23 protein-coding genes are annotated in these 21,027 nt (G+C 46.7%); 18 read left to right on the top strand and 5 right to left on the bottom strand.

Features of this window, described 5'->3' with window-relative positions:
- Positions 1–61: 61 nt before the first annotated feature.
- Together epd and tkt are read right to left on the bottom strand one after the other, a co-directional pair.
- On the bottom strand, positions 62–1,090 hold the full coding sequence (gene epd, locus J4N39_RS01995; RefSeq protein ID WP_252021451.1) for an erythrose-4-phosphate dehydrogenase: 1,029 nt from the start codon (positions 1,088–1,090) through the stop codon (positions 62–64).
- A 246-nt stretch (positions 1,091–1,336) separates the two neighbouring features.
- A complete protein-coding gene (gene tkt, locus J4N39_RS01990; RefSeq protein ID WP_252021449.1) occupies positions 1,337–3,331 on the bottom strand; it encodes a transketolase in 1,995 nt (664 codons plus the stop codon).
- 371 nt (positions 3,332–3,702) lie between these two features.
- On the opposite strand from tkt, the gene metK reads away from it, so the two are divergent.
- The 8 genes from metK (at position 3,703) to ruvX (ending at position 10,288) form a co-directional block, all read left to right on the top strand.
- Positions 3,703–4,854, top strand: a complete 1,152-nt coding sequence (gene metK, locus J4N39_RS01985; RefSeq protein WP_252021448.1) for a methionine adenosyltransferase — start codon at positions 3,703–3,705, stop codon at positions 4,852–4,854.
- Positions 4,855–5,061: 207 nt separating this feature from the next.
- Positions 5,062–5,859, top strand: a complete 798-nt coding sequence (locus tag J4N39_RS01980; protein WP_252021446.1) for a DUF2189 domain-containing protein — start codon at positions 5,062–5,064, stop codon at positions 5,857–5,859.
- A 78-nt stretch (positions 5,860–5,937) separates the two neighbouring features.
- Complete coding sequence (locus tag J4N39_RS01975; RefSeq protein ID WP_252021443.1) at positions 5,938–6,435, top strand: SprT family zinc-dependent metalloprotease; 498 nt, start codon at positions 5,938–5,940, stop codon at positions 6,433–6,435.
- Positions 6,436–6,513: 78 nt separating this feature from the next.
- Positions 6,514–7,224, top strand: a complete 711-nt coding sequence (locus J4N39_RS01970) for an endonuclease (protein WP_252021442.1) — start codon at positions 6,514–6,516, stop codon at positions 7,222–7,224.
- 141 nt (positions 7,225–7,365) lie between these two features.
- A complete protein-coding gene (gene rsmE / locus J4N39_RS01965) occupies positions 7,366–8,097 on the top strand; it encodes a 16S rRNA (uracil(1498)-N(3))-methyltransferase (RefSeq protein ID WP_252021441.1) in 732 nt (243 codons plus the stop codon).
- A 12-nt stretch (positions 8,098–8,109) separates the two neighbouring features.
- A complete protein-coding gene (gene gshB, locus J4N39_RS01960; RefSeq protein WP_252021440.1) occupies positions 8,110–9,057 on the top strand; it encodes a glutathione synthase in 948 nt (315 codons plus the stop codon).
- 24 nt (positions 9,058–9,081) lie between these two features.
- The gene (locus J4N39_RS01955; RefSeq protein WP_252021439.1) at positions 9,082–9,645 is read left to right on the top strand and encodes a YqgE/AlgH family protein; all 564 of its coding nucleotides are present in this window, start codon (positions 9,082–9,084) and stop codon (positions 9,643–9,645) included.
- Between the two features lie 217 nt (positions 9,646–9,862).
- Positions 9,863–10,288, top strand: a complete 426-nt coding sequence (ruvX, locus tag J4N39_RS01950) for a Holliday junction resolvase RuvX (protein ID WP_252021438.1) — start codon at positions 9,863–9,865, stop codon at positions 10,286–10,288.
- A gap of 96 nt (positions 10,289–10,384) precedes the next feature.
- On the opposite strand, the gene J4N39_RS01945 is transcribed toward ruvX, so the two are convergent.
- Together J4N39_RS01945 and J4N39_RS01940 are read right to left on the bottom strand one after the other, a co-directional pair.
- Positions 10,385–11,494 carry a PilT/PilU family type 4a pilus ATPase gene (locus J4N39_RS01945; protein ID WP_252021437.1) on the bottom strand — a complete coding sequence of 370 codons (1,110 nt, stop codon included), beginning with the start codon at positions 11,492–11,494 and terminating at the stop codon, positions 10,385–10,387.
- A gap of 10 nt (positions 11,495–11,504) precedes the next feature.
- On the bottom strand, positions 11,505–12,551 hold the full coding sequence (locus J4N39_RS01940; RefSeq protein ID WP_252021435.1) for a type IV pilus twitching motility protein PilT: 1,047 nt from the start codon (positions 12,549–12,551) through the stop codon (positions 11,505–11,507).
- Between the two features lie 24 nt (positions 12,552–12,575).
- Here J4N39_RS01940 and J4N39_RS01935 point away from each other — a divergent pair, with 24 nt between their 5' ends.
- The 9 genes from J4N39_RS01935 to hemW all read left to right on the top strand — a co-directional run bounded on the left by J4N39_RS01935 (position 12,576) and on the right by hemW (position 18,108).
- Positions 12,576–13,280, top strand: coding sequence for a YggS family pyridoxal phosphate-dependent enzyme (locus J4N39_RS01935; RefSeq protein WP_252021433.1), 705 nt, complete (start codon positions 12,576–12,578; stop codon positions 13,278–13,280).
- 24 nt (positions 13,281–13,304) lie between these two features.
- Positions 13,305–14,123 carry a pyrroline-5-carboxylate reductase gene (gene proC, locus J4N39_RS01930; protein ID WP_252021431.1) on the top strand — a complete coding sequence of 273 codons (819 nt, stop codon included), beginning with the start codon at positions 13,305–13,307 and terminating at the stop codon, positions 14,121–14,123.
- Positions 14,124–14,157: 34 nt separating this feature from the next.
- Positions 14,158–14,715, top strand: coding sequence for a YggT family protein (locus J4N39_RS01925; RefSeq protein ID WP_252021429.1), 558 nt, complete (start codon positions 14,158–14,160; stop codon positions 14,713–14,715).
- Positions 14,715–15,005 (top strand): DUF167 family protein YggU, encoded by a 291-nt coding sequence (gene yggU, locus J4N39_RS01920; RefSeq protein ID WP_252021427.1) that lies wholly within the window; start codon positions 14,715–14,717, stop codon positions 15,003–15,005. Before J4N39_RS01925 ends, yggU begins: the two co-directional genes overlap by 1 nt.
- A 106-nt stretch (positions 15,006–15,111) precedes the next feature.
- Entirely contained in the window at positions 15,112–15,459 is a 348-nt protein-coding gene (locus tag J4N39_RS01915) for a type II toxin-antitoxin system RelE/ParE family toxin (protein WP_252021425.1), read from the top strand.
- On the top strand, positions 15,452–15,763 hold the full coding sequence (locus J4N39_RS01910; RefSeq protein ID WP_252021423.1) for a helix-turn-helix domain-containing protein: 312 nt from the start codon (positions 15,452–15,454) through the stop codon (positions 15,761–15,763). Before J4N39_RS01915 ends, J4N39_RS01910 begins: the two co-directional genes overlap by 8 nt.
- 34 nt (positions 15,764–15,797) lie before the next feature.
- Entirely contained in the window at positions 15,798–16,241 is a 444-nt protein-coding gene (locus J4N39_RS01905) for a DUF4426 domain-containing protein (protein ID WP_252021421.1), read from the top strand.
- Between the two features lie 80 nt (positions 16,242–16,321).
- Positions 16,322–16,924, top strand: coding sequence for an XTP/dITP diphosphatase (locus tag J4N39_RS01900; protein ID WP_252021419.1), 603 nt, complete (start codon positions 16,322–16,324; stop codon positions 16,922–16,924).
- Entirely contained in the window at positions 16,921–18,108 is a 1,188-nt protein-coding gene (gene hemW, locus J4N39_RS01895; protein ID WP_252021417.1) for a radical SAM family heme chaperone HemW, read from the top strand. Before J4N39_RS01900 ends, hemW begins: the two co-directional genes overlap by 4 nt.
- A 115-nt stretch (positions 18,109–18,223) precedes the next feature.
- Here the strand turns inward: hemW and J4N39_RS01890 are convergent, their stop codons facing one another.
- Complete coding sequence (locus J4N39_RS01890; protein ID WP_252021415.1) at positions 18,224–18,844, bottom strand: DNA-3-methyladenine glycosylase family protein; 621 nt, start codon at positions 18,842–18,844, stop codon at positions 18,224–18,226.
- Between the two features lie 251 nt (positions 18,845–19,095).
- On the opposite strand from J4N39_RS01890, the gene J4N39_RS01885 reads away from it, so the two are divergent.
- Complete coding sequence (locus J4N39_RS01885; protein ID WP_252021413.1) at positions 19,096–21,000, top strand: methyl-accepting chemotaxis protein; 1,905 nt, start codon at positions 19,096–19,098, stop codon at positions 20,998–21,000.
- Positions 21,001–21,027: the final 27 nt, after the last annotated feature.

The following is a 21,027-nucleotide window of genomic DNA, read 5'->3' as shown; positions in this document are numbered from 1 at the left end:
GGTGCTTCTAATTTATTTCAAGTTAGAAAATAAATATTCCCAAGTCCATTTTTCGCTCTTACTAAGCAAGTGAGTGCATTACCAACGCTGTATCCAGCATGCGGTTGGCAAAGCCCCATTCGTTGTCACACCACACCAACATTTTAACCAAGCGCCCGTTACTTACTCGGGTCTGATTACCGTCAACAATTGCACTATGTTGATCATGGTTAAAATCGATGGAAACAAGCGGTGCCTCAGTATAATCAACAATGTTATGTAATGTACACCTAGAAGCCTCAATTATGGTTTGATTTACGTCATTAACTTTCACATTGGTAGCTAAAGTTACACTTAAATCCATTGCTGTCACATTAACTGTAGGCACGCGCACCGAAATTGCCTCGAATTTGTCAGAAAATTTCGGGAAAATGCGTCCGATTCCTAAATGCAGTTTGGTATCGACTGGGATGATTGATTGACTTGCGGCGCGGGTACGGCGGAGATCGTTATGATAGGCATCGATCACCTGTTGATCGTTCATCGAAGAGTGGATCGTAGTGATCGTACCCGACTCGATAGTAAAGGCATCATCTAGGGTTTTAATAATAGGTACGATACAGTTGGTCGTGCACGAGCCATTCGAAACCACCTTATGCTCAGCTTTAAGCGTATCGTGGTTTACGCCATAGATAATGGTGTTATCTAAATCCGCTGCACCAGGGTGTGAGAAGAGAACCTTCTTAGCGCCAGCCTCTAAGTGTTTTTGACCATCCGCCTGACTTCCAAACACACCAGTACAGTCTAAAACGATGTCTACTTCTAGATCTGCCCAAGGCAACATTTCAATATCAGCGAGGTGCAAAATACGAAGAGAATCTTGTTCGCCATTGGGGTGATGGATATAAAGGTGTTCTTGATCATGGCTGACCTTTTTAAAGAATCGCCCATGGGAAGAGTCATATTGAAGCAGGTGAGCCATTGCCTCAGGCTTTGCCAGCTCATTCACTGCAACCACTTCAATTTCTTGGCTTCTGCCACTCTCGTAGATAGCACGCAATACATTGCGCCCGATGCGTCCAAATCCATTAATCGCAATTTTTAGGGTCATACTAGACTAGTTTTTTGGGAAATAGTTGGAGTTGATAGTACAGAAGTTAATGAGGAAGGGGTAGAGGAAAACGGCTTACGGCTTACGGCTTACGGCTTACGGCTTACGGCTTACGGCTTACGGCTTACGGCAACATGTGATAACAACGAGCCACCTTAAGCAAGTAAATTCCGATTGCCGTTTACCGAACATAAAAAAAGGCCGGGTGCAAACACCCAGCCTTTCAATTCAGTCAACAACTAACAATTAAGCTAGCAGTTCCTTAGCTGTGTTTACTACGTTTTCAGTAGTGAAACCGAACATCTTGAATAGTTCACCAGCTGGTGCAGACTCACCGAACGTTGTCATACCGATGATCTTGCCACCGAAGCCTACGTACTTGTACCAGTAATCAGCAATACCTGCTTCTACTGCTACACGTGCCGTTACGTCAGATGGAAGAACCATTTCACGGTACTCAGCGTCTTGCTTGTCGAATGCATCAGTCGAAGGCATAGATACAACACGTACCTTACGGCCTTCAGCAGTTAGCTCAGCGGCTGCGTTCATTGCTAGTTCTACTTCAGAACCCGTTGCGATGAAGATTAGCTCAGGCTTGCCTTCGCAATCTTTAAGGATGTAAGCACCTTTAGCGATGTTAGCAACCTGCTCTGCATCACGATCTTGCTGTGCAAGGTTTTGACGAGAGAAGATTAGAGACGTAGGACCATCTTTACGCTCGATAGCAAGTTTCCAAGCTACTGCAGACTCAACCTGGTCACATGGACGCCATGTGCTCATGTTTGGCGTTACGCGCAGAGATGCGATCTGCTCAACAGGCTGGTGCGTTGGACCATCTTCACCCAGACCGATTGAGTCGTGAGTGTAAACCTGGATGTTCTGAACTTTCATCAGAGCAGCCATACGCATTGCGTTACGAGCGTATTCCATGAACATTAGGAAAGTTGCGCCGTATGGTACGAAACCACCGTGCAGAGCAATACCGTTCATGATTGCTGTCATACCGAACTCACGTACACCGTAGTGGATGTAGTTGCCCGCAAAGTCAGCCGCTTCTAGCGACTTAGAACCAGACCACATGGTTAGGTTAGAAGGCGCAAGGTCAGCAGAGCCGCCCATGAATTCAGGAAGCATTTGACCAAACGCTTCTAGTGCGTTTTGAGATGCTTTACGTGATGCGATGTTGGCAGGGTTTGCTTGAAGATCAGCAATGATTTGAGTTGCTTTCTCTTCCCACTCTGCCGGTAGGTCACCGTTTAGACGACGCTTAAGCTCAGCCGCTTCTGCTGGGAATGCTGCTGCGTACGCTTCGAACTTCTCGTTCCAAGCAGCTTCTTTCGCTGCGCCTGCTTCTTTTGCATCCCACTCGCCGTAGATGTCAGCAGGGATTTCAAACGCACCGTGTTTCCAACCTAGCGCTTCTTTCGTTGCTGCGATTTCTTCAGCGCCTAGTGGAGCACCGTGACAGTCGTGTGTGCCCGCTTTGTTTGGAGAACCAAAACCGATAACCGTCTTAGTACAGATAAGCGTAGGACGTGGGTCAGCTTTAGCTGCCTCGATTGCTGCATTGATAGCGTCAGAGTCGTGACCGTCTACTGCTGGGATTACGTGCCAGCCGTAAGATTCGAAACGCTTAGGCGTATCGTCAGAGAACCAACCTTCAACTTCACCGTCGATTGAGATGCCGTTGTCATCCCAAAATGCGATCAGTTTGCCTAGGCCAAGTGTACCAGCAAGAGAACAAGCCTCGTGCGAGATACCTTCCATTAGACAGCCGTCGCCCATGAATACGTAAGTGAAGTGGTCAACGATGTCGTGACCTGGCTTGTTGAACTGTGCTGCAAGAGCTTTCTCAGCTAGCGCCATACCAACACCGTTAGTGATGCCTTGGCCTAGAGGACCAGTTGTCGTTTCTACGCCTGGTGCGTAGCCGTACTCTGGGTGACCTGGAGTTTTCGAGTGAAGCTGACGGAAGTTCTTCAGATCATCGATCGATAGCTCATAACCAGTCAGGTGTAGCAGAGAGTAAATCAGCATTGAGCCGTGGCCGTTTGAAAGAATGAAACGGTCGCGGTCTGCCCACTCTGGGTTTTGTGGGTTATGGTTTAGGTGTGAACGCCAAAGTACTTCGGCGATATCAGCCATACCCATTGGTGCACCTGGGTGACCAGAGTTTGCTTGTTGAACACCATCCATGCTCAAAGCGCGGATAGCATTTGCTAGATCTTTACGAGAAGACATGTCTGCTCCTGAATGCATAAGCGAATATAAGAAATTTTTAGGGGGCCGAGATTTCGGCGGGCGTATTCTCTCAAAGCGCCCTCTTTACTGCAAACGTTTATCTGAAGATTTTGGCTACATATACGGCACTTTTTTCACAAAACGCTCACTAATATTCATTTAGGTTTTAATTGCATTGCAAACGATTGCCAAAAGACCTGACAAAAAATGCGCTTGTAATTCGATCAGTTATCACTAGAATAGACGTCTAGATGTAGATACACCTACAAAATTTAACCAGTTTTTACTTTGTTTGCCCCCTTCTCCCTCTTCTATAGTGAAGTAGGTTGAGAAACCATTTGGCGAACATTTCACCCAGTTTGGAGCTACCTATGGCTAAGCACCTATTTACTTCAGAGTCCGTATCTGAAGGTCATCCGGATAAAATTGCTGATCAGATCTCTGATGCAGTACTTGATGCAATTCTTGAGCAAGACCCTAAAGCACGTGTTGCTTGTGAGACCTACGTTAAGACCGGTATGGTAATGGTAGGTGGTGAAGTGACGACTTCTGCATGGGTAGATATCGAAGAAATCACTCGTCAAACGGTTCGTGAGATCGGTTACGTACACTCAGATATGGGTTTTGATGCTGACTCTTGTGCAGTACTAAACACTATCGGTAAGCAGTCTCCAGACATCAACCAAGGTGTTGATAAAGCTGACCCTAAAGAGCAAGGCGCTGGCGACCAAGGTATCATGTTCGGTTACGCAACTAACGAAACTGAAATCCTAATGCCTGCGGCAATCACTTACTCTCACCGTCTTGTACAAAAGCAAGCGGAAGTACGTAAGAGCGGCAAGCTAGACTTCCTACGTCCAGATGCAAAATCTCAGGTAACTTTCCAGTACGACCAAGGTAAAATCGTTGGTATCGATGCGGTAGTTCTTTCAACTCAGCACTGTGATTCAGTATCAACTCCTGACCTACGTGAAGCGGTAATGGAAGAGATCATCAAGCCAGTACTACCTTCTGAGTGGATCAACAAAGAGACTAACTTCTTCATCAACCCAACCGGTCGTTTTGTTATCGGTGGCCCAATGGGTGACTGTGGTCTGACTGGTCGTAAGATCATCGTTGATACCTACGGCGGCGCAGCTCGTCACGGTGGCGGTGCATTCTCTGGTAAAGATCCATCAAAAGTAGACCGCTCTGCAGCTTACGCAGCACGTTACGTAGCGAAGAACATCGTAGCAGCTGGCATGGCTGACCGTTGTGAAATCCAACTGTCTTACGCTATCGGTGTTGCTGATCCAACATCTATCATGGTTGAGACGTTTGGTACTGAGAAAGTATCTCACGACATCATCATCGAAGCGGTTCGTCAGCACTTCGACCTACGCCCATACGGCCTGCAAGAGATGCTGAACCTGCTTCAGCCAATCTACAAGCAGACCGCAGCATACGGTCACTTCGGTCGTGAAGAGTTCCCTTGGGAAGCGACTGACAAGGCAGCAATCCTACGCGATTTCGCCGGCCTATAATTCGAATAATTTCGACTTTAAAACCCTCGTCCTTGACGAGGGTTTTTGCTATATAAGCCTTTGATATTTATCACCAGGCCATATTTAGCAACAAATTAACCCACGAAAAATTTGTAAATCCCACTTGATGCATTAATAGTTAATAAAGTGTTAACAGTGCAGTTTTCTGTTCCGCTAACCTTATTAAATTCCTATCAAGGAGGATTTATGCCTCGAACAATAGACCACTCAGGGATGTCTCATGACGAGAGTAAAGCCGTTCCTGATCACGAATATGCGCGCACAATTCCATGCAACCAAGTGAGCGTTTCGGCGCCATTCCATTGGTTGTCTCTCGGCTTACACGACTTCATCCGTATGCCCTTTATTAGCCTATTTTACGGTGCTTGTTTTATGGTTGCAGCCATAGGCATCGTACTCTTGGTTCAATGGCAAGGAACCCACCTAGTCGTTATGCCAAGCTTAGTGGTATACATGCTTATTGGCCCATTCCTCGCCCTTGGGCTTTATGATGCGGCGTGGGAACGTGAAAAAGGCCATGACGCCAGCTTGTTCCACTCAATGAAAGCCATCACCCGCAACTCCACCTCTCAGTGGGCGTTTGCTGTGCTACTTGCGGTAGCGATGATTTTCTGGATGAGGATCGCAGCGCTATTACATGCTCTCTACCCTTCAGTGCAAGGGGCTCCACTGTCTGAGTACGCTCCATTTTTGGCAACAGGTACAGTCATTGGTGCGGTGTTAGCGGCGGCGGTGTTTAGTATTTCTGCCTACTCTATCCCGCTCATGATGGAGCGAAGAGTTGATATGATGACTGCGGTATTTACCAGCTTTAACGCCGTTAAATCCAACATCCCCGCAATGATCGTTTGGGCGTTCATCATCGGTAGCGGCATCTTAATTGGCTTTGCGACTTATGGCATTGGAATGCTATTTACTATGCCAATTCTTGGCTACGCCACTTGGCACGCTTACCACGATACGATCAAAAAGAAACACCACTAGCCCCATTTGCTAGACGTGGCATAATAAAACACCCCAAGAGTCTACCTTGGGGTGTTTTTTTTGAGCGGAGAAAGCTTTTTGCCACCTATAGACCTAGAACTCTCCTATACCTGTCAAAAGGTGATAGCTCGCTGTATCGAACAAGCGAACCACTACTTCAAGCAAGAGTTTCCTCAGCCAGAACTTAGCTTTAAACTGCGAGGTAAATCTGCTGGTAAGGCGTATCTCAACCTATGGCAGATCCGTATCAACCCCACCCTGCTCAAGGAAAATCAACAGGCCTTTCTTAATGAGGTGATCCCACACGAGATAGCTCACCTCATCGTCTATAAGCTATTTGGCAGAGTTAGGCCACACGGGAAAGAGTGGCAGGCAGTGATGCAGGAAGTGTTTCACTTGGCGCCTAAAACAACCCACGACTTCGACGTCACTTCAGTGCAAGGCAAAACCTATGTTTATCAATGCCATTGTCAAAGCCACCAACTCACCATTCGTCGCCATAATAAAGTGCTTCGCCAGCAAGCAAGTTACCTTTGCAGCCAATGTAAACAGCCTTTGATTTGGCAAGGGAGCTAGTACCCGTTCTTATCGACGTTTGGCAGCATTAACTAAAATCGCTACACTCTAGTTTTTGATAGAAACATCATAAAGCTAATGCGAATCTCAACCATAGTCGCTTTATCAGCCGCACTACTGACTACCACTTCATTTGCGACGGGTGTTCCCAGCTCCTTTAGCAAAGCCAAAAAGCACGCTCGAAATATCTATGATGATCATCCGGTCAGTTTCTATTGTGGATGCGATATTCGCTGGCAAGGCAAACGTGGCGAGCCTGACCTACGCGGTTGCGGCTATCAAGTAAGAAAGCAGCAAAAGCGCGCCAGCCGCATAGAGTGGGAGCATGTGATGCCCGCTTGGCAATTTGGCCATCAGCGCCAATGCTGGCAAAACGGTGGACGTAAAAATTGCACCAAAAATGACACGCAGTTTAAAAAAATGGAAGCAGACCTTCACAACCTCACTCCAGCGATCGGTGAAGTGAATGGAGACCGCTCTAATTATCGATTTAGCCAGTGGAATGGGCTCGACGGGGTCAGCTATGGCCAGTGTGAAATGCAGGTCAATTTCAAAGGGCGAAAAGCCATGCCACCAGAAAGAGCGCGCGGCTCTGTGGCAAGAACCTATTTATATATGGCGCAGCAATATCAGCTAAAACTGAGCAAAAGTGAGCATAACTTAATGACCGCTTGGGACAAGCAGTACCCTGTCGATGATTGGGAGTGTGAGCGAGAACGTCGCATTTTTACCATTCAAGGCATTCGTAACCCATTTGTCTACAAGCAATGCGCCCAACAAGTAAACTAGGTCTGCCTAGAGCGTGTTAAGCAAGCTAACTGATCATATACTTAGCATAATTTAATGGACGCAGATAAATCTGACCACAGACCTTGTTTTTCGCCAAATCGCATCAACTTATATTGAATCTACACATTATTGGAAGCCCCTATGAGAGTGCCACGTATTTATCACCCAGAGACCATTTCAACACTGGGTAACCTAGAGCTAAGTGAAGATGCCTCTGGCCATATTGGCCGAGTGCTTCGAATGCAGCCTGGTCAGGATGTACTGCTGTTTGATGGCACCAACCATGAGTTTCCAGCCACCATTACTGAAGTGACCAAAAAGCGTGTTAGCGTGGAAATCACTGAAAAAGTGGAATCTTCTATCGAATCACCACTAAACATCCACCTAGGTCAGGTGGTCTCTCGTGGTGACAAAATGGAATTTACGATTCAAAAATCGGTTGAGCTCGGGGTAAACACCATCACGCCACTGATTTCTGAGCGTTGTGGAGTCAAACTGGACGCCAAACGCTTTGAAAAGAAGTTAGCCCAGTGGCAAAAAATTGCGATCAGCGCTTGCGAGCAGTGTGGTCGCAACACGGTGCCGGAAATCCGTCCAATAATGCAACTAGAGCAGTGGTGTGCGGAACCAAGTGACGCCGTGAAACTTAACCTACACCCACGAGCAAAATACTCAATTAATACTCTGCCAGAGCCGATGAACAAGGTACGCCTGTTAATCGGTCCTGAAGGCGGTCTTTCGAGTGAAGAGATCGCAATGACTGAAGAATATCAGTTTGAAGAAACACTACTCGGCCCACGTGTTCTGCGCACTGAAACCGCAGCACTGACCGCGATTACCGCCTTACAAGTACGTTTTGGCGACTTAGGATAAACGGAGAATAAAATGATCAAAATCGGTATCGTGATGGACCCGATCTCAGCCATCAATATCAAAAAAGATTCAAGCTTTGCAATGATGCTAGAAGCACAACGTCGTGGCTGGGAAATTCACTACATGGAAATGCAAGACCTTCACCTTAATCAAGGTGTGGCGTTTGCCGATACTAAGGTAGTTACTGTCGAGCAGAACCCTGAAAAATGGTATGAGTTCCACTCCGAACAGGCGATAAAGCTCTCTGAACTCGATGCGGTTTTGATGCGCAAAGACCCTCCATTTGATACTGAGTACATCTACGCAACTTACATCCTAGAGCGTGCTGAAGTGGAAGGCTGCTTAATCGTCAACAAGCCACAGAGCCTACGTGACTGTAACGAAAAGCTGTTTACCGCTTGGTTCCCAGAGCTTACCCCAACCACGATTGTGACTCGCAAAGCAGAAACCATTAAAGCGTTTCGTGAGCAACACGGTGACGTGATCCTTAAGCCACTAGATGGCATGGGTGGTGCTTCTATTTTCCGTGTCAAAGCAGGTGACCCTAACGTATCTGTTATCATCGAAACCTTAACCAACCATGGCCAAAACTACGCTATGGCACAAACCTTTGTACCGGATATCAGCAACGGTGATAAGCGTATTTTGGTCGTTGACGGTGAGCCAATGCCTTACTGTCTGGCACGCATTCCAGCCAAAGGAGAAACTCGTGGCAACCTAGCTGCGGGCGGCAGCGGTGAAGTTCGCCCACTGAGCGAGACAGATCGTCAGATAGCTGAAGCGGTAGCGCCTACACTTAAAGAGAAAGGGTTAATTTTTGTTGGGCTTGATGTCATTGGTGACAAGCTGACAGAAATCAATGTTACCAGTCCAACCTGTATCCGAGAGATCGAAGCTGCGCACGACATCTCTATCACAGGCAAACTGATGGATGCCATTGAGCGTCGAGTTAACGCTTAAAACCGCGAACCTACGAGGGATCTTATGAATCTAGCTAATCACTTCCTAGTTGCGATGCCAGGCATGCAAGATCCCTTGTTTCGCCAATCCGTCGTTTACGTCTGTGAACATAACGAAGAAGGGGCAATGGGTATTGTGATTAATGCCCCAATCGAAGTTTCCGTCGCTGGTATGCTCAAACAAATCGACGTCGAACCGAGTGCCCCAATGCTCAACAGTGACAACCTTGAACAACCTGTGCTCAATGGCGGCCCAGTATCGGAAGATAGAGGCTTTGTTTTACATCGACCTCGAGATACTTATGAGTCGAGCGTTCAGATGACACCTGCGATCAGCATGACAACGTCAAAAGACATCTTGAAAGTCTTAGGGACAGAAGCTGAGCCGATGAGTTACATCGTCGCCTTAGGATATTCCGGATGGGATGCGGGGCAACTTGAGAGCGAGCTGGCTGAAAATTCTTGGCTCACCGTCGAAGCAGACCCAAATGTGATTTTCGACACCCCTATCGATGAAAGGTGGCGGGCGGCAATCAAAATGCTCGGTATTGATGCGAGTCAGCTTTCAACGGAAGTTGGGCATGGGTAAGGTTCGGCTAGAAGTATTAGGATCATTGGTGGCTAAATACTAGTAACAAACCCACCTCAAGCACAAAACAGTCCTCCTCCTTTTCAAGGGGGAGCTAGAGGGGGTTAAAATACCTAGGTGAAAGTTCATCGGTAACCTAAACCTCGCATTTTAACCCCTCCCAGCCTCCCCTTGAAAAGGGGAGGAGCTTTATAAAGCTCCAAACTAGGAAAACAACATGACCTCAAGAACCATCATGGCTTTCGACTACGGCACCAAAAGCATCGGCAGTGCTATCGGACAAGAGATCACTGGCACCGCATCGCCATTAAAAGCCTTCAAAGCTCAGGATGGCATCCCAAACTGGGATCATATCGAAGCTCAACTGAAAGAGTGGCAGCCAGATTTAGTCGTTGTAGGTTTGCCAACCGATCTACACGGCAAGGAGCTAGAGACTATCACTCCACGAGCGAAGAAATTCGCGAACCGCTTACACGGTCGCTTTGGCGTACAAGTTGAACTGCACGACGAACGCTTATCCACTGCAGAAGCTCGTTCCGAGTTGTTTGAAATGGGTGGCTACAAAGCCCTTAGCAAAGGCAATGTAGACTGCCAATCGGCTGTGGTGATTTTGGAAAGTTGGTTTGAAGCACAATATGGGTAATCGGGAAACGGGAAACGGGAAACGGGAAACGGACACCCTACCCCGTTTACCGAATCACCTTTACCGAAAAAAGCTGCGACTAGCAGCTTTTTTATATCAATCCATATCAATCTGAACCCCATCAAGCAATCCAGAACTACTGCTTGTTCCCGACTGTTTCGACTTCAGCATCATACGCAGGTCGTTAGCCGAGTCAGCGCTATGCAGGCCATCTTGTTCAGTGATCTTGCCTGCGCTTATCAACTCGTATAACGATTGGTCAAACGTCTGCATCCCAGATTGACTCGATTTAGCCATAGTAGTTTTCAGCTCATGCAGATCACCACGACGAATAAGATCGGCCACCCTTGGTGTATTGAGCAATATCTCAAACACCCCATGACGTCCCTGACCACTCTTATCTCGGATCAATTGCTGGGCAATCACTCCTTTCAAGTTCATCGAAAGATCAAAAAGAAACTGCTCTTTTTGTTCTTTTGGCACTAAATGTAAAATACGCTCGATGGCTTGGTTGGCATTGTTAGCATGCAATGTTGCCATACACAGGTGACCCGTTTCAGCAAAGGTCATTGCGTACTGCATGGTTTCACGAGAGCGGATTTCCCCAATCAAAATTACGTCGGGAGCCTGTCGCAACGAGTTCTTTAGTGCCACTTCATAACTTTCGGTATCTAAACCAACTTCCCTTTGAGTCACGATGCATTTTTTATGCTCGTGTACGAACTCAATCGGATCTTCCACTGTTAGAATGTGTCCGGTTCGAGTGGAATTTCGATGACCTGTCATGGCCGCGAGTGTTGTTGACTTACCGGAGCCCGTCGCACCGACCACCAGCACTAACCCTCGCTTTGCCACCGACAAATCTTGCAGCACACCGGGTAGCTTGAGCTCGTCAAACGTAGGGATCTGAGTTTCGATACGACGAATGACCGCACCAGGCAGCTCTCTTTGAAAGAATGCGCTGACACGATAGCGCCCGCTATCTCGCACAATGGCAAAGTTTGCTTCTTTGTCACGACGAAACTCACCTCGTCTAACATCATCCATCGCACTGTCGAGCAGCGTATGCACTTGGTGTTCATTGAGCACCTCACCTACAGCTTCCAGCTCGCCATGAACCCTAAGCAAACAAGGGGCGCCAACCGTGATATAAATATCCGAGGCTTTTTTGGCCACCATCTGCTGTAGTATCTGATTCAGCTCCATGCTCGACTCCCTAGAATCCACTTGGTGATGGTTGGTCTAGCTCAAGCTTGTTCGCCACCTCTTGTGGGTCAACCAGCCCTTGAGAGATAAGCTGACGCACGTGCTGCTCGGTCGTTTGCATGCCGACTGCTGCGCCTGTTTGAATCACCGAGATCATCTGCGCTACCTTATCTTCTCGCACCAAGTTTCGAATGGCCGGATTAGCAATCATGATTTCATGGCAAGCAACTCGTCCACCACCGATACGTTTGAGCAGCTTTTGCGAAATTACGGCGCGTAAGGATTCAGATAACATTGAGCGCACCATCGACTTCTCATTACCCGGGAAAACATCGATGATCCTGTCGATAGTTTTTGCAGCGCTGCTAGTGTGCAGAGTACCAAACACCAAATGACCCGTTTCTGCCGCAGTTAACGCTAGGCGAATTGTCTCTTGGTCACGTAGCTCACCCACTAAGATGACATCTGGATCCTCACGCAGCGCAGAGCGCAGTGCCGCGTTAAAGCTATGGGTGTCTCGGTGCACTTCACGTTGGTTGATCAAAGATTTGTTAGTTTGGTGTACAAACTCAATTGGGTCTTCAATGGTCAAAATGTGTTTATTGTGATTGCGGTTAACGTGATCCACCATGGCAGCTAATGTCGTTGACTTACCCGATCCCGTTGGACCTGTGACCAGAACTAAACCTTTTTCATAATTGGAGATCTGGGTAAAAATATCAGGGGCTGAGATCTGTTCTAATGTTGGTACTTCGGTAGGAATGGTACGAAACACCGCTGAGCAGCCGCGAGATTGATTAAAGGCATTAACACGAAAACGACCCACATTAGGTAACTCAAATGAGAAGTCGACTTCTAGCTTTTCTTCAAACTCTGCTCGCTGAGCATCATTCATAATATCGAACACTAAACGATGGACATCACCGTGCTCTAAAGGGGGAACACCCAACTTGCGCACATCACCATCGACACGCACCATCGGCGGTACACCTGCAGAAAGATGTAGATCTGAGGCATTATGCTTTACACTAAAATCCAATAACTCTGCGATATCCATTTAAAATCCTTAATTACGTCAACTATGTCTACTATTCAACACAACATTGAACACATCACAGCGCAAATTCGCTCTTATGAACAAAAGTTTGGTCGAGCATCTGGCTCGGCGCAACTTTTAGCCGTAAGTAAAACCAAGCCTATCGAAGCGATTGAAGCCGCTATTGAAGCTGGCCAACGAGCATTTGGCGAAAACTACGTTCAAGAAGGGGTTGATAAAGTTAATCATTTTGCACAACAGAATAACAATCAATCACTTGAATGGCACTTTATTGGTCCAATTCAGTCCAATAAAACTCGACCAATCGCTGAAAACTTTGACTGGGTCCACTCAATTGACCGCAGCAAAATTGCACAGCGCTTAAACGACCAACGTCCAAGCGATCTTCCCCCACTACAAGTTATGATCCAAGTGAACACCAGTGGTGAAGAGAGCAAATCCGGTACCAGTGATGATGAGGTGATGGAACTGGCAGCGCTCATTGATAGCTTGCCGAATCTAACGCTCCGTGGTCTGATGTCGATTCCTGCTAATGTCAGCGATTACACATCCCAGCTCAAGGCGTTTAATCATCTTGCAAGGCTGAAAGACAAACTCGCACAAAACTACCCTCAAGTAGATATGCTTTCTATGGGAATGACGGGCGATATGGAAGCAGCCATTGAAGCAGGAAGTACCATGGTACGTATTGGTACCGCAATATTTGGTGCACGTAACTACAACAACTAATTTATCAGCAGTCAGGAAGACACAATGCAACAGAAAAAGATCACCTTCATCGGTGCGGGCAACATGGCTCGCTCGATCATCGCAGGCCTAACTGCGAGCGGATACCCAGCGAGCCTAATTACCGCTACCGATCCAAATCAAGATGCTCGTCAAGCAATTACCGAGCAATATGGCGTTGCTACCAGTGCCGACAACTACGCAGCAGTTGAGCAAGCAAATGTAGTCTTGTTAGCCGTTAAACCTCAAATTATGGAAAAGGTTTGCCATGATCTAAAAGCTATCGACTACGGTAACAAGCTGATCATTTCTATCGCTGCAGGTATTACCGCTCAGCGCCTAGAGCAAATGCTGGCTAGCGAGCTCAACCTAGTAAGAGTGATGCCAAATACTCCAGCACTGATCGGTAAAGGCATGAGTGGTCTATTTGCCAACGCTCGAGTATCTGAGCAAGACAAGCAGTTCTCAGAGCAGCTCCTCAATGCTGTGGGTAAAACTTGCTGGGTTGACCAAGAGTCAGGCATCAACAACATCATCGCTGCGGCAGGCAGTGCGCCGGCTTACTTCTTCTTGTTTATGGAAGCAATGCAACAAGAAGCCATCGCCCAAGGTTTTGACAAAGAATCTGCTCGCATGTTGGTTGAACAGTCGGCGCTTGGTGCTGCTGAGCTTGTCGTTGCCAATCCAAACCTAGAACTCAGTACGCTTCGAGAACAAGTCACCTCTAAAGGTGGCACAACAGCAGAAGCGTTGCGAACCTTTAACGAACATCAGCTGTCTGATATTGTGGCAAAAGCCATGCAAGCTGCGGTACACCGCGCTCAAGAGATGGAAAAACTGATTTAACACCGACAAAAAACGATAAGGAAAAGGGTCCCTAATGAACTCAATGACTTTTCTTGTTTCCACCCTGTTTGATCTCTACATCATGGTAGTGATCCTACGTGTGTGGCTACAGATGGCACGTGCGGATTTCTACAATCCATTTTCACAATTTATTGTGAAAGCGACTCAACCCGTTGTGGGTCCACTTCGCCGTGTGATCCCATCTATTGGCAGCCTCGACATGGCCACCGTACTGTTTGCGTACGTACTTTGTGTTGCTAAGTTCCTGGCACTGGTAGCAATTAGCTCAGGCGGAAACTTTGCATTTGGTATGGAGTTTTTATACCTAGGGGTCCTATCGCTATTGAAAGCGGCTGGCGGCTTACTATTCTGGGTATTGCTGCTATGCGCAATCTTAAGCTGGGTTAGCCAAGGCCGTAGTCCAATTGAGTACGTTTTCCACCAGTTAACAGAACCAATGCTAGCGCCAATCCGTCGTTTCCTGCCACCAATGGGCGGCTTTGACCTTAGCGTGCTAGTACTGTTTATCGTGCTTCAATTTGCCAATTTCTTAATGGGCGATATTATCGGCCCAATTTGGTTCCAGCTTTAATGAACGATGCGGCAAAGTGGCAAGGAGAAGACCTGTTACTTAAACTTTACGTTCAACCCAAAGCAAGCCATGACCAAATCGTCGGCTTGCATGGCGATGAAGTTAAACTAGCGATCACAGCTCCACCCGTTGATGGAAAAGCCAATGCCCATCTCACTAAATATCTGTCTAAACAGTTCAAAGTAGCTAAAGGTCAGATAGACATAGAAAAAGGTGAGCTGGGGCGACATAAGCAAGTGAAAATCCATGCACCGAGCCAAATCCCAGATATAATCAAAGCCCTCCTCTGAGGGCTTTTTAATGCCCGCTCCGCTAGTCATTTAGTACTTTTATCATTTTGAATATAGATTTTTATCTATATAGACTTTGTTCTATAATTCAATTGTTGGAGCAAAAATGTGGAACATCGAGACTAGAGCTAGATTTGATGATTGGTACTGGTCACTAACAGACCCTGACCGTATATCAATCCAAGCTTCCTTATTAGTCTTAGCTGAAAAGGGAGCGCAACTGGGTCGTCCTCATGCTGACTCACTGCACGGCTCAAAGCACTCCAATATGAAAGAACTCAGAGTCCAAAGTCAGGGAAGGCCAATAAGAATATTTTTTGCTTTTGACCCTGAGCGAACAGGTATTGTCTTATGCGGCGGAGATAAATCGGGAGACAAGCGTTTCTATAGAACGATGATACCGATTGCTGATGCTGAATATGACAAGCATCTAGAGGAGTTAAAAAATGGCTAAACAAAGCAAACCTCTAAGCGAATTACTCGCCAAAGAGAAACCTGAAGTTCTAGAGCAAGCTCGACTAAAAGCTGATGAAATGCTGTTAGACTTACGCTTGGCGGAAATACGAACACTAACAAACCAATCCCAAGTTCAAATAGCCCAAGCGATGGGTGTCACTCAACCGACCATCGCCAGCCTTGAAAAGAAAGGAAAAGACGTACGCCTCATGTCGTTAAAGCGCTACGTTGAGGCTGCTGGTTGTAAACTTAGAATCGATATTGAAATGCCAGATGGCAGTAGCCACGAGTTACCAATCTAACTACAAAATTTACTAACGGAAGAGTCAAGTTTAAATGAAAAAATGGATATCTGGCGCTCTCGCCATCATCACATGCCTATTACTCAGCACTCAGACTCTGGCAGGGCAATTTAAAACCATCAAGAATATTGAGGTGCACTACTCAGCCTTCAACTCGGCGTTTTTAACCCCTGACATCGCTCGTCAGTATAAGATCCAACGTAACGGCTACAACGCCTTACTAAATATCAGTGTGCTAGACAACAGCCAAGCTGGAAAGCCAGCAATTGAAGCTAACATCTCGGGCAAGAGCAAAAACCTTCTTGGTCAAATGCGTACTCTTGAGTTTCGTAAGATCACCGAAGGTAAAGCGATCTACTATATCGCTCAACTTCCTATCAGCGATGAAGAAACCCTAACCTTTGACCTAGATATTGATGCAGGGCTCACTGGTAAAGGCAAAGTTCGTTTTAATCAGAAATTTTATGTCGAGCAGTGATCTGCTATTCTTTGCGCCAACAGACCCAATATAATTGACACCTCTTCTATAGAGGTGTTAGCGCACAGAAGAGCACCCTCATGTCTAAATTAGTTCTTGCTACTGGCAATCAAGGTAAAGTGAAAGAAATGGCTAACCTGCTGGCTGACTTCGGTTTCGAAGTACTAGCACAAAGCGATTTTAATGTATCTTCGGTTGCCGAAACTGGCACTACCTTTATCGAAAATGCCATCATCAAAGCTCGCCACGCAGCGCAAGAGACTGGTCTTGCTGCTATTGCGGATGACTCTGGTCTAGAAGTCGACTTTCTTAAAGGGGCGCCGGGCATCTATTCTGCTCGCTATGCAGGTGAAGATGCATCTGATCAAGAAAACCTAGAAAAGCTGTTAGAAGCGATGAAAGGTGTGCCCGCTGAGCAGCGAAGCGCACGTTTCCACTGCGTATTGGTGCTAATGCGTCACGCGGATGATCCAACGCCGATCGTATGTCATGGTAAATGGGAAGGCCGCATCCTAGAAGAAGCCCAAGGCAGCAATGGTTTTGGTTACGACCCTATCTTCTATGTACCTGAGCACAACTGTGCATCAGCCGAACTCGAGCCTGCTACTAAAAAGCAATTATCGCACCGCGGTAAAGCACTCAAACAACTATTTACGGCGTTAAAAGAGCAAGGTCTAGCATGAGCCAATTCGCGGTTGGAGAAATCAAGCCACCAGCACTGAGCTTATATGTGCACATTCCTTGGTGTGTACAGAAATGCCCATATTGTGACTTTAACTCCCACGCTCAAAAGGGTGAGATCCCGCAGCAGGAATATATCGATGCGTTGCTAGAAGATCTGCAAATTGATATCGATAAATACCAGCTCGAAGACAGCCCTCGCCCTCTCCACTCAATCTTTATCGGAGGCGGAACACCAAGCCTGATCACTCCTGATCATATCAAACGCTTAATCGACGGGATTCAAGCAAAGATCCCATTTGAGCCTGAAATAGAGATCACTATGGAAGCTAATCCAGGCACTATTGAAGCCGAGAGATTTGCTGAATATCGACAAGCAGGGGTGACTCGCATCTCGATTGGGGTGCAAAGTTTTGAGCAGCAAAAGTTGCAAAGCCTTGGCCGTATCCATGGCGAAAATGAAGCAGTAAATGCCGCAAAACTTGCCCACACCATTGGTCTAAATAGCTTCAACCTTGATTTGATGCACGGATTACCTGATCAGTCTCCTGAGCAAGCGCTAGCAGATCTAGACAAAGCCATTGAGTTAGCACCGCCGCATCTCTCTTGGTATCAACTCACTATTGAGCCAAATACTCTGTTCTATTCTAAACCGCCGAGACTGCCAGATGAGGATGACCTATGGGACATTTTCGACCAAGGACATGAGAAACTCACAGCCGCTGGCTACGAGCAGTACGAGGTTTCCGGCTACAGCAAACCGGGCTACCAGTGCCAGCACAACCTTAACTATTGGCGATTTGGAGACTACCTAGGTATAGGGTGTGGCGCACATGGCAAACTAAGTTTTACCGATGGCAGGATTGTGCGTACCACCAAAGTTAAACACCCGCGTGGCTATCTCAACCTACTCAAGCCTTATCTCGATAGCGAGCATGAAGTAGCTGTAGAAGATCGCCCGTTCGAATTCTTTATGAATCGTTTTAGACTACTCGAAGCCTGCCCCAAACAGGACTTTATCGACACCACTGGTCTTGGGTTTTCTTCAATTCAGTCCACCCTAGATTGGTCATTTGAGCAAGGTTACTTAAGTGAAACAGAGACACACTGGCAGATCACCGAGAAAGGCAAGCTATTTCTTAATGACTTGCTAGAGGCGTTTATGGCCGAAGAAAGCGAGTCCTGAGTTTAGCTCTATCTAAAAAGGCTTTGGGGTTACCATAACCCCAAAGCCTTTTTTGTATCTGAAGGTTTGCTTTATGTAGCACTCGCAGTATTTAGATCATAGGTAACCTAAAGCTCTAATCTCTCACTAAAGAGGTAAGCAAATTGGTATCCCAACACTCCCAAATATGTAAGGCAAGGTAGGTATGATAAGGCTCGCAGAGCTTTAAGATCATAGTAGGCGAAATACTCTCGGAACGAGCAAACTTCTCAAGCCCTCTCACTAAAGCAATATCCTTTTCAGACCAAATATTAGGTAACCCGAAGAAAAACATCGCCGCCATATCAGCTGTCCACTCTCCAATTCCCCACAACTCTGTGAGTTGCTTGGTGATCCTTTCTCGGTCAGAGCTTTGGTAAAAATCAGCTTCAAAGTACTCATTTAAAATGGCATCTCGTAAACCCGATAGGGTCCTAATTTTAGCATTAGACAAACCACACTGGCGTAACTGGTCACGGTTATCCAGTTGGCAAAATGTGAGTAAATCCCCCTCAGAAGCAAGCTCAACCCGCCCCCAAATCGTCATCGCTGCGCTATTAGACAGTTGCTGCCCTGTGATTGAACGAGCAAGGTATGGGAAGAACTGCTCGGGGGCTTGGCGCTCGATGGAGAGCACTCCATTGTGCACAATCACTTGATTGAGCAACTTAATATCGCGAGTTGCGTGTAATAGATGCTGATGTGCGGTGTCTGACATACACCCTCCTCATGCCTTTTTACTCTTGGTATCACTCGCTTATACGACCTAATAAAACAATTAGGCGAACTTTATCCAACTTGCCAGGTGTTGCTTATCTATTCGAGCAAACACTCTTATAAGTCATACAAATCATTCGACAGCGTTCACAAAACAAGCATAAACCTGCAAAGAGGCGCTGAACATCACAGCAGTAAAAAAAACAAGCCCATACAATAGCGCCATCACTTGTACTACAAGACTACAATTAAATGCATAAACTCTCTTTAAAATCCCGCTTATTACTTGGTACAACCCTAACCATCGCAACCTCATTAGCGGTTACTGGCTGGTTAGCCCAAGACCAATTGACAACGCAGGTAACGGATAATGTTCGAGATAGCTTAAATGCAACGCTCGCTCTTGAGTCAGATAAAATAGAGCACTCATTTGCTCCGACATTTAATACCGTCAAAGAACTGGTCGACTTGCAGCAAACGACTCACGATGTGCCGGATAACATTCTTCTGCGCCACGCTGCACTGTTAGGTAACACCACAAAAATAACCATGGGAAAAGATGATGGTTCATCCTTCTCATCACGCGCATCCGAGTCTTTCCCTGACGGTATTGGGCTAAAAAATAAGTACGACCCCCGCACTCGCCCTTGGTATCAGACAGGACGTAATGCCTCAGGCCTTACAATTACTGATGTCTTCTTCACCAAATCTGATCAAACTCCAATGATCGGTGTTTTACACCCAATTGAAAGTGGGGTGATCATGGCAGACATTCGCCTCAATGAACTTCAAGATCAACTTAATAGTCTATTGGAATTAACCAGCATCCAGAGTGTGATCACTGATGGCAAAGGGCTTGTACTGGCCTCAACGGTCGAGTCTATTGCGCAGCAAGACACCATAAATGATTTAGTACAAAACGTATCACGCCATCAAACAACTCTTTCAGAGAGCGCATTCTTTGAACAAACCATCGATGGTCAAGCCAAAGTGCTTATGCACGACCTGCTTAACGTAGGCAATGTAGCGGATTGGCATTTAGTAGTTATGGTCGACAAGGAGAAGGCGTTTAGCCCTATATCTCAGGCAAATACGCAGCTTCTCATCACCACGGTGTTATGTTTGATTTTGGCAATTATTGCCATGCTAAGCCTCATCCAGTGGCTGTACCGCCCGATCACGTCACTCAAAAAGATCATCGGTGATCTCGCAGAAGGTGAAGCAGATCTGACCCAGCGTCTAACGATCGAGTCAAAGGACGATTTGGGTGAAATTGCCACAGGAATCAACCAATTTATCGCTCGTATACACAGCATCATGACCCAAATCCAGCGTAGTACTACCTCGCTTAATCAGGGACTAAATGAACTGCAAACTCAATCGAGCAACAGCAGCAATATCTTGCTGCAGCACACTGCGGAAACCTCTTCGATTGTCACGGCGATTGAGGAGCTATCGATGTCTTCTGTACAAGTAGCGGATGACTCTAATAAAGCGGCGACATCTGCAACTTCTGTTAGTCAAGGTAGCCAAGACTCTCAAGCGACTATTTTGGCCTCCAAGCAACACATTGAGCAGTTGGCTGGTGAGATTTCTCATACCAGCGAAAGAATCACCAACATGGATGCGGAAACCAAAAATATCCACACTATTTTGAGTGTGATCGGAGATATTGCTGAGCAGACGAATCTATTAGCGCTCAACGCATCGATAGAAGCTGCGCGTGCGGGAGAGCAAGGGCGAGGTTTTGCGGTGGTTGCGGATGAAGTTCGCGCACTAGCGACAAGAACTCAGGTCAGCACTACTGACATTGAAAGCGCATTAAGCCGCCTGCAAAAAGAGTCTCAATCGGTGGTCGATGCAGTTACTCAAACCCAAGGCATTTGCCAGCAATCGGTGGCAGAAACAAACCTTGCCTCCGAACAACTCGAATCGCTGCACTCTCAAGTTCACGGGATCAACGATATCAACACTTCGATCTCAGTCGCCGCAGGGGAGCAGAGCGATGTTATCCAGTCTATTAATAGCAACATGCACCAAGTTAACAGCATGGTTGAGCAGCTTAATAACGTCAAACAGATTGAACGCTCGCAACTAGAGCTTATTGGTACCAACAACCACCAGCTCAATGAACTGATCAAGCAGTTTAAGCTGTAATTCATCCCTAGAAAAAGCCATGTCGTA

Source organism: Vibrio sp. SCSIO 43136 (assembly GCF_023716565.1).
Lineage (GTDB): Bacteria > Pseudomonadota > Gammaproteobacteria > Enterobacterales > Vibrionaceae > Vibrio.
This window is presented reverse-complemented; position numbering and strand designations above follow the sequence as displayed.

Coding starts and splice junctions, on each gene's coding strand:
- epd (WP_252021451.1), bottom strand. CDS start 1,090: ATGACCCTAAAAATTGCGATTAATGGATTTGGACGCATCGGGCGCAAT.
- tkt (WP_252021449.1), bottom strand. CDS start 3,331: ATGTCTTCTCGTAAAGATCTAGCAAATGCTATCCGCGCTTTGAGCATG.
- metK (WP_252021448.1), top strand. CDS start 3,703: ATGGCTAAGCACCTATTTACTTCAGAGTCCGTATCTGAAGGTCATCCG.
- J4N39_RS01980 (WP_252021446.1), top strand. CDS start 5,062: ATGCCTCGAACAATAGACCACTCAGGGATGTCTCATGACGAGAGTAAA.
- J4N39_RS01970 (WP_252021442.1), top strand. CDS start 6,514: ATGCGAATCTCAACCATAGTCGCTTTATCAGCCGCACTACTGACTACC.
- rsmE (WP_252021441.1), top strand. CDS start 7,366: ATGAGAGTGCCACGTATTTATCACCCAGAGACCATTTCAACACTGGGT.
- gshB (WP_252021440.1), top strand. CDS start 8,110: ATGATCAAAATCGGTATCGTGATGGACCCGATCTCAGCCATCAATATC.
- J4N39_RS01955 (WP_252021439.1), top strand. CDS start 9,082: ATGAATCTAGCTAATCACTTCCTAGTTGCGATGCCAGGCATGCAAGAT.
- ruvX (WP_252021438.1), top strand. CDS start 9,863: ATGACCTCAAGAACCATCATGGCTTTCGACTACGGCACCAAAAGCATC.
- J4N39_RS01945 (WP_252021437.1), bottom strand. CDS start 11,494: ATGGAGCTGAATCAGATACTACAGCAGATGGTGGCCAAAAAAGCCTCG.
- J4N39_RS01940 (WP_252021435.1), bottom strand. CDS start 12,551: ATGGATATCGCAGAGTTATTGGATTTTAGTGTAAAGCATAATGCCTCA.
- J4N39_RS01935 (WP_252021433.1), top strand. CDS start 12,576: ATGTCTACTATTCAACACAACATTGAACACATCACAGCGCAAATTCGC.
- proC (WP_252021431.1), top strand. CDS start 13,305: ATGCAACAGAAAAAGATCACCTTCATCGGTGCGGGCAACATGGCTCGC.
- J4N39_RS01925 (WP_252021429.1), top strand. CDS start 14,158: ATGAACTCAATGACTTTTCTTGTTTCCACCCTGTTTGATCTCTACATC.
- yggU (WP_252021427.1), top strand. CDS start 14,715: ATGAACGATGCGGCAAAGTGGCAAGGAGAAGACCTGTTACTTAAACTT.
- J4N39_RS01915 (WP_252021425.1), top strand. CDS start 15,112: ATGTGGAACATCGAGACTAGAGCTAGATTTGATGATTGGTACTGGTCA.
- J4N39_RS01910 (WP_252021423.1), top strand. CDS start 15,452: ATGGCTAAACAAAGCAAACCTCTAAGCGAATTACTCGCCAAAGAGAAA.
- J4N39_RS01905 (WP_252021421.1), top strand. CDS start 15,798: ATGAAAAAATGGATATCTGGCGCTCTCGCCATCATCACATGCCTATTA.
- J4N39_RS01900 (WP_252021419.1), top strand. CDS start 16,322: ATGTCTAAATTAGTTCTTGCTACTGGCAATCAAGGTAAAGTGAAAGAA.
- hemW (WP_252021417.1), top strand. CDS start 16,921: ATGAGCCAATTCGCGGTTGGAGAAATCAAGCCACCAGCACTGAGCTTA.
- J4N39_RS01890 (WP_252021415.1), bottom strand. CDS start 18,844: ATGTCAGACACCGCACATCAGCATCTATTACACGCAACTCGCGATATT.
- J4N39_RS01885 (WP_252021413.1), top strand. CDS start 19,096: ATGCATAAACTCTCTTTAAAATCCCGCTTATTACTTGGTACAACCCTA.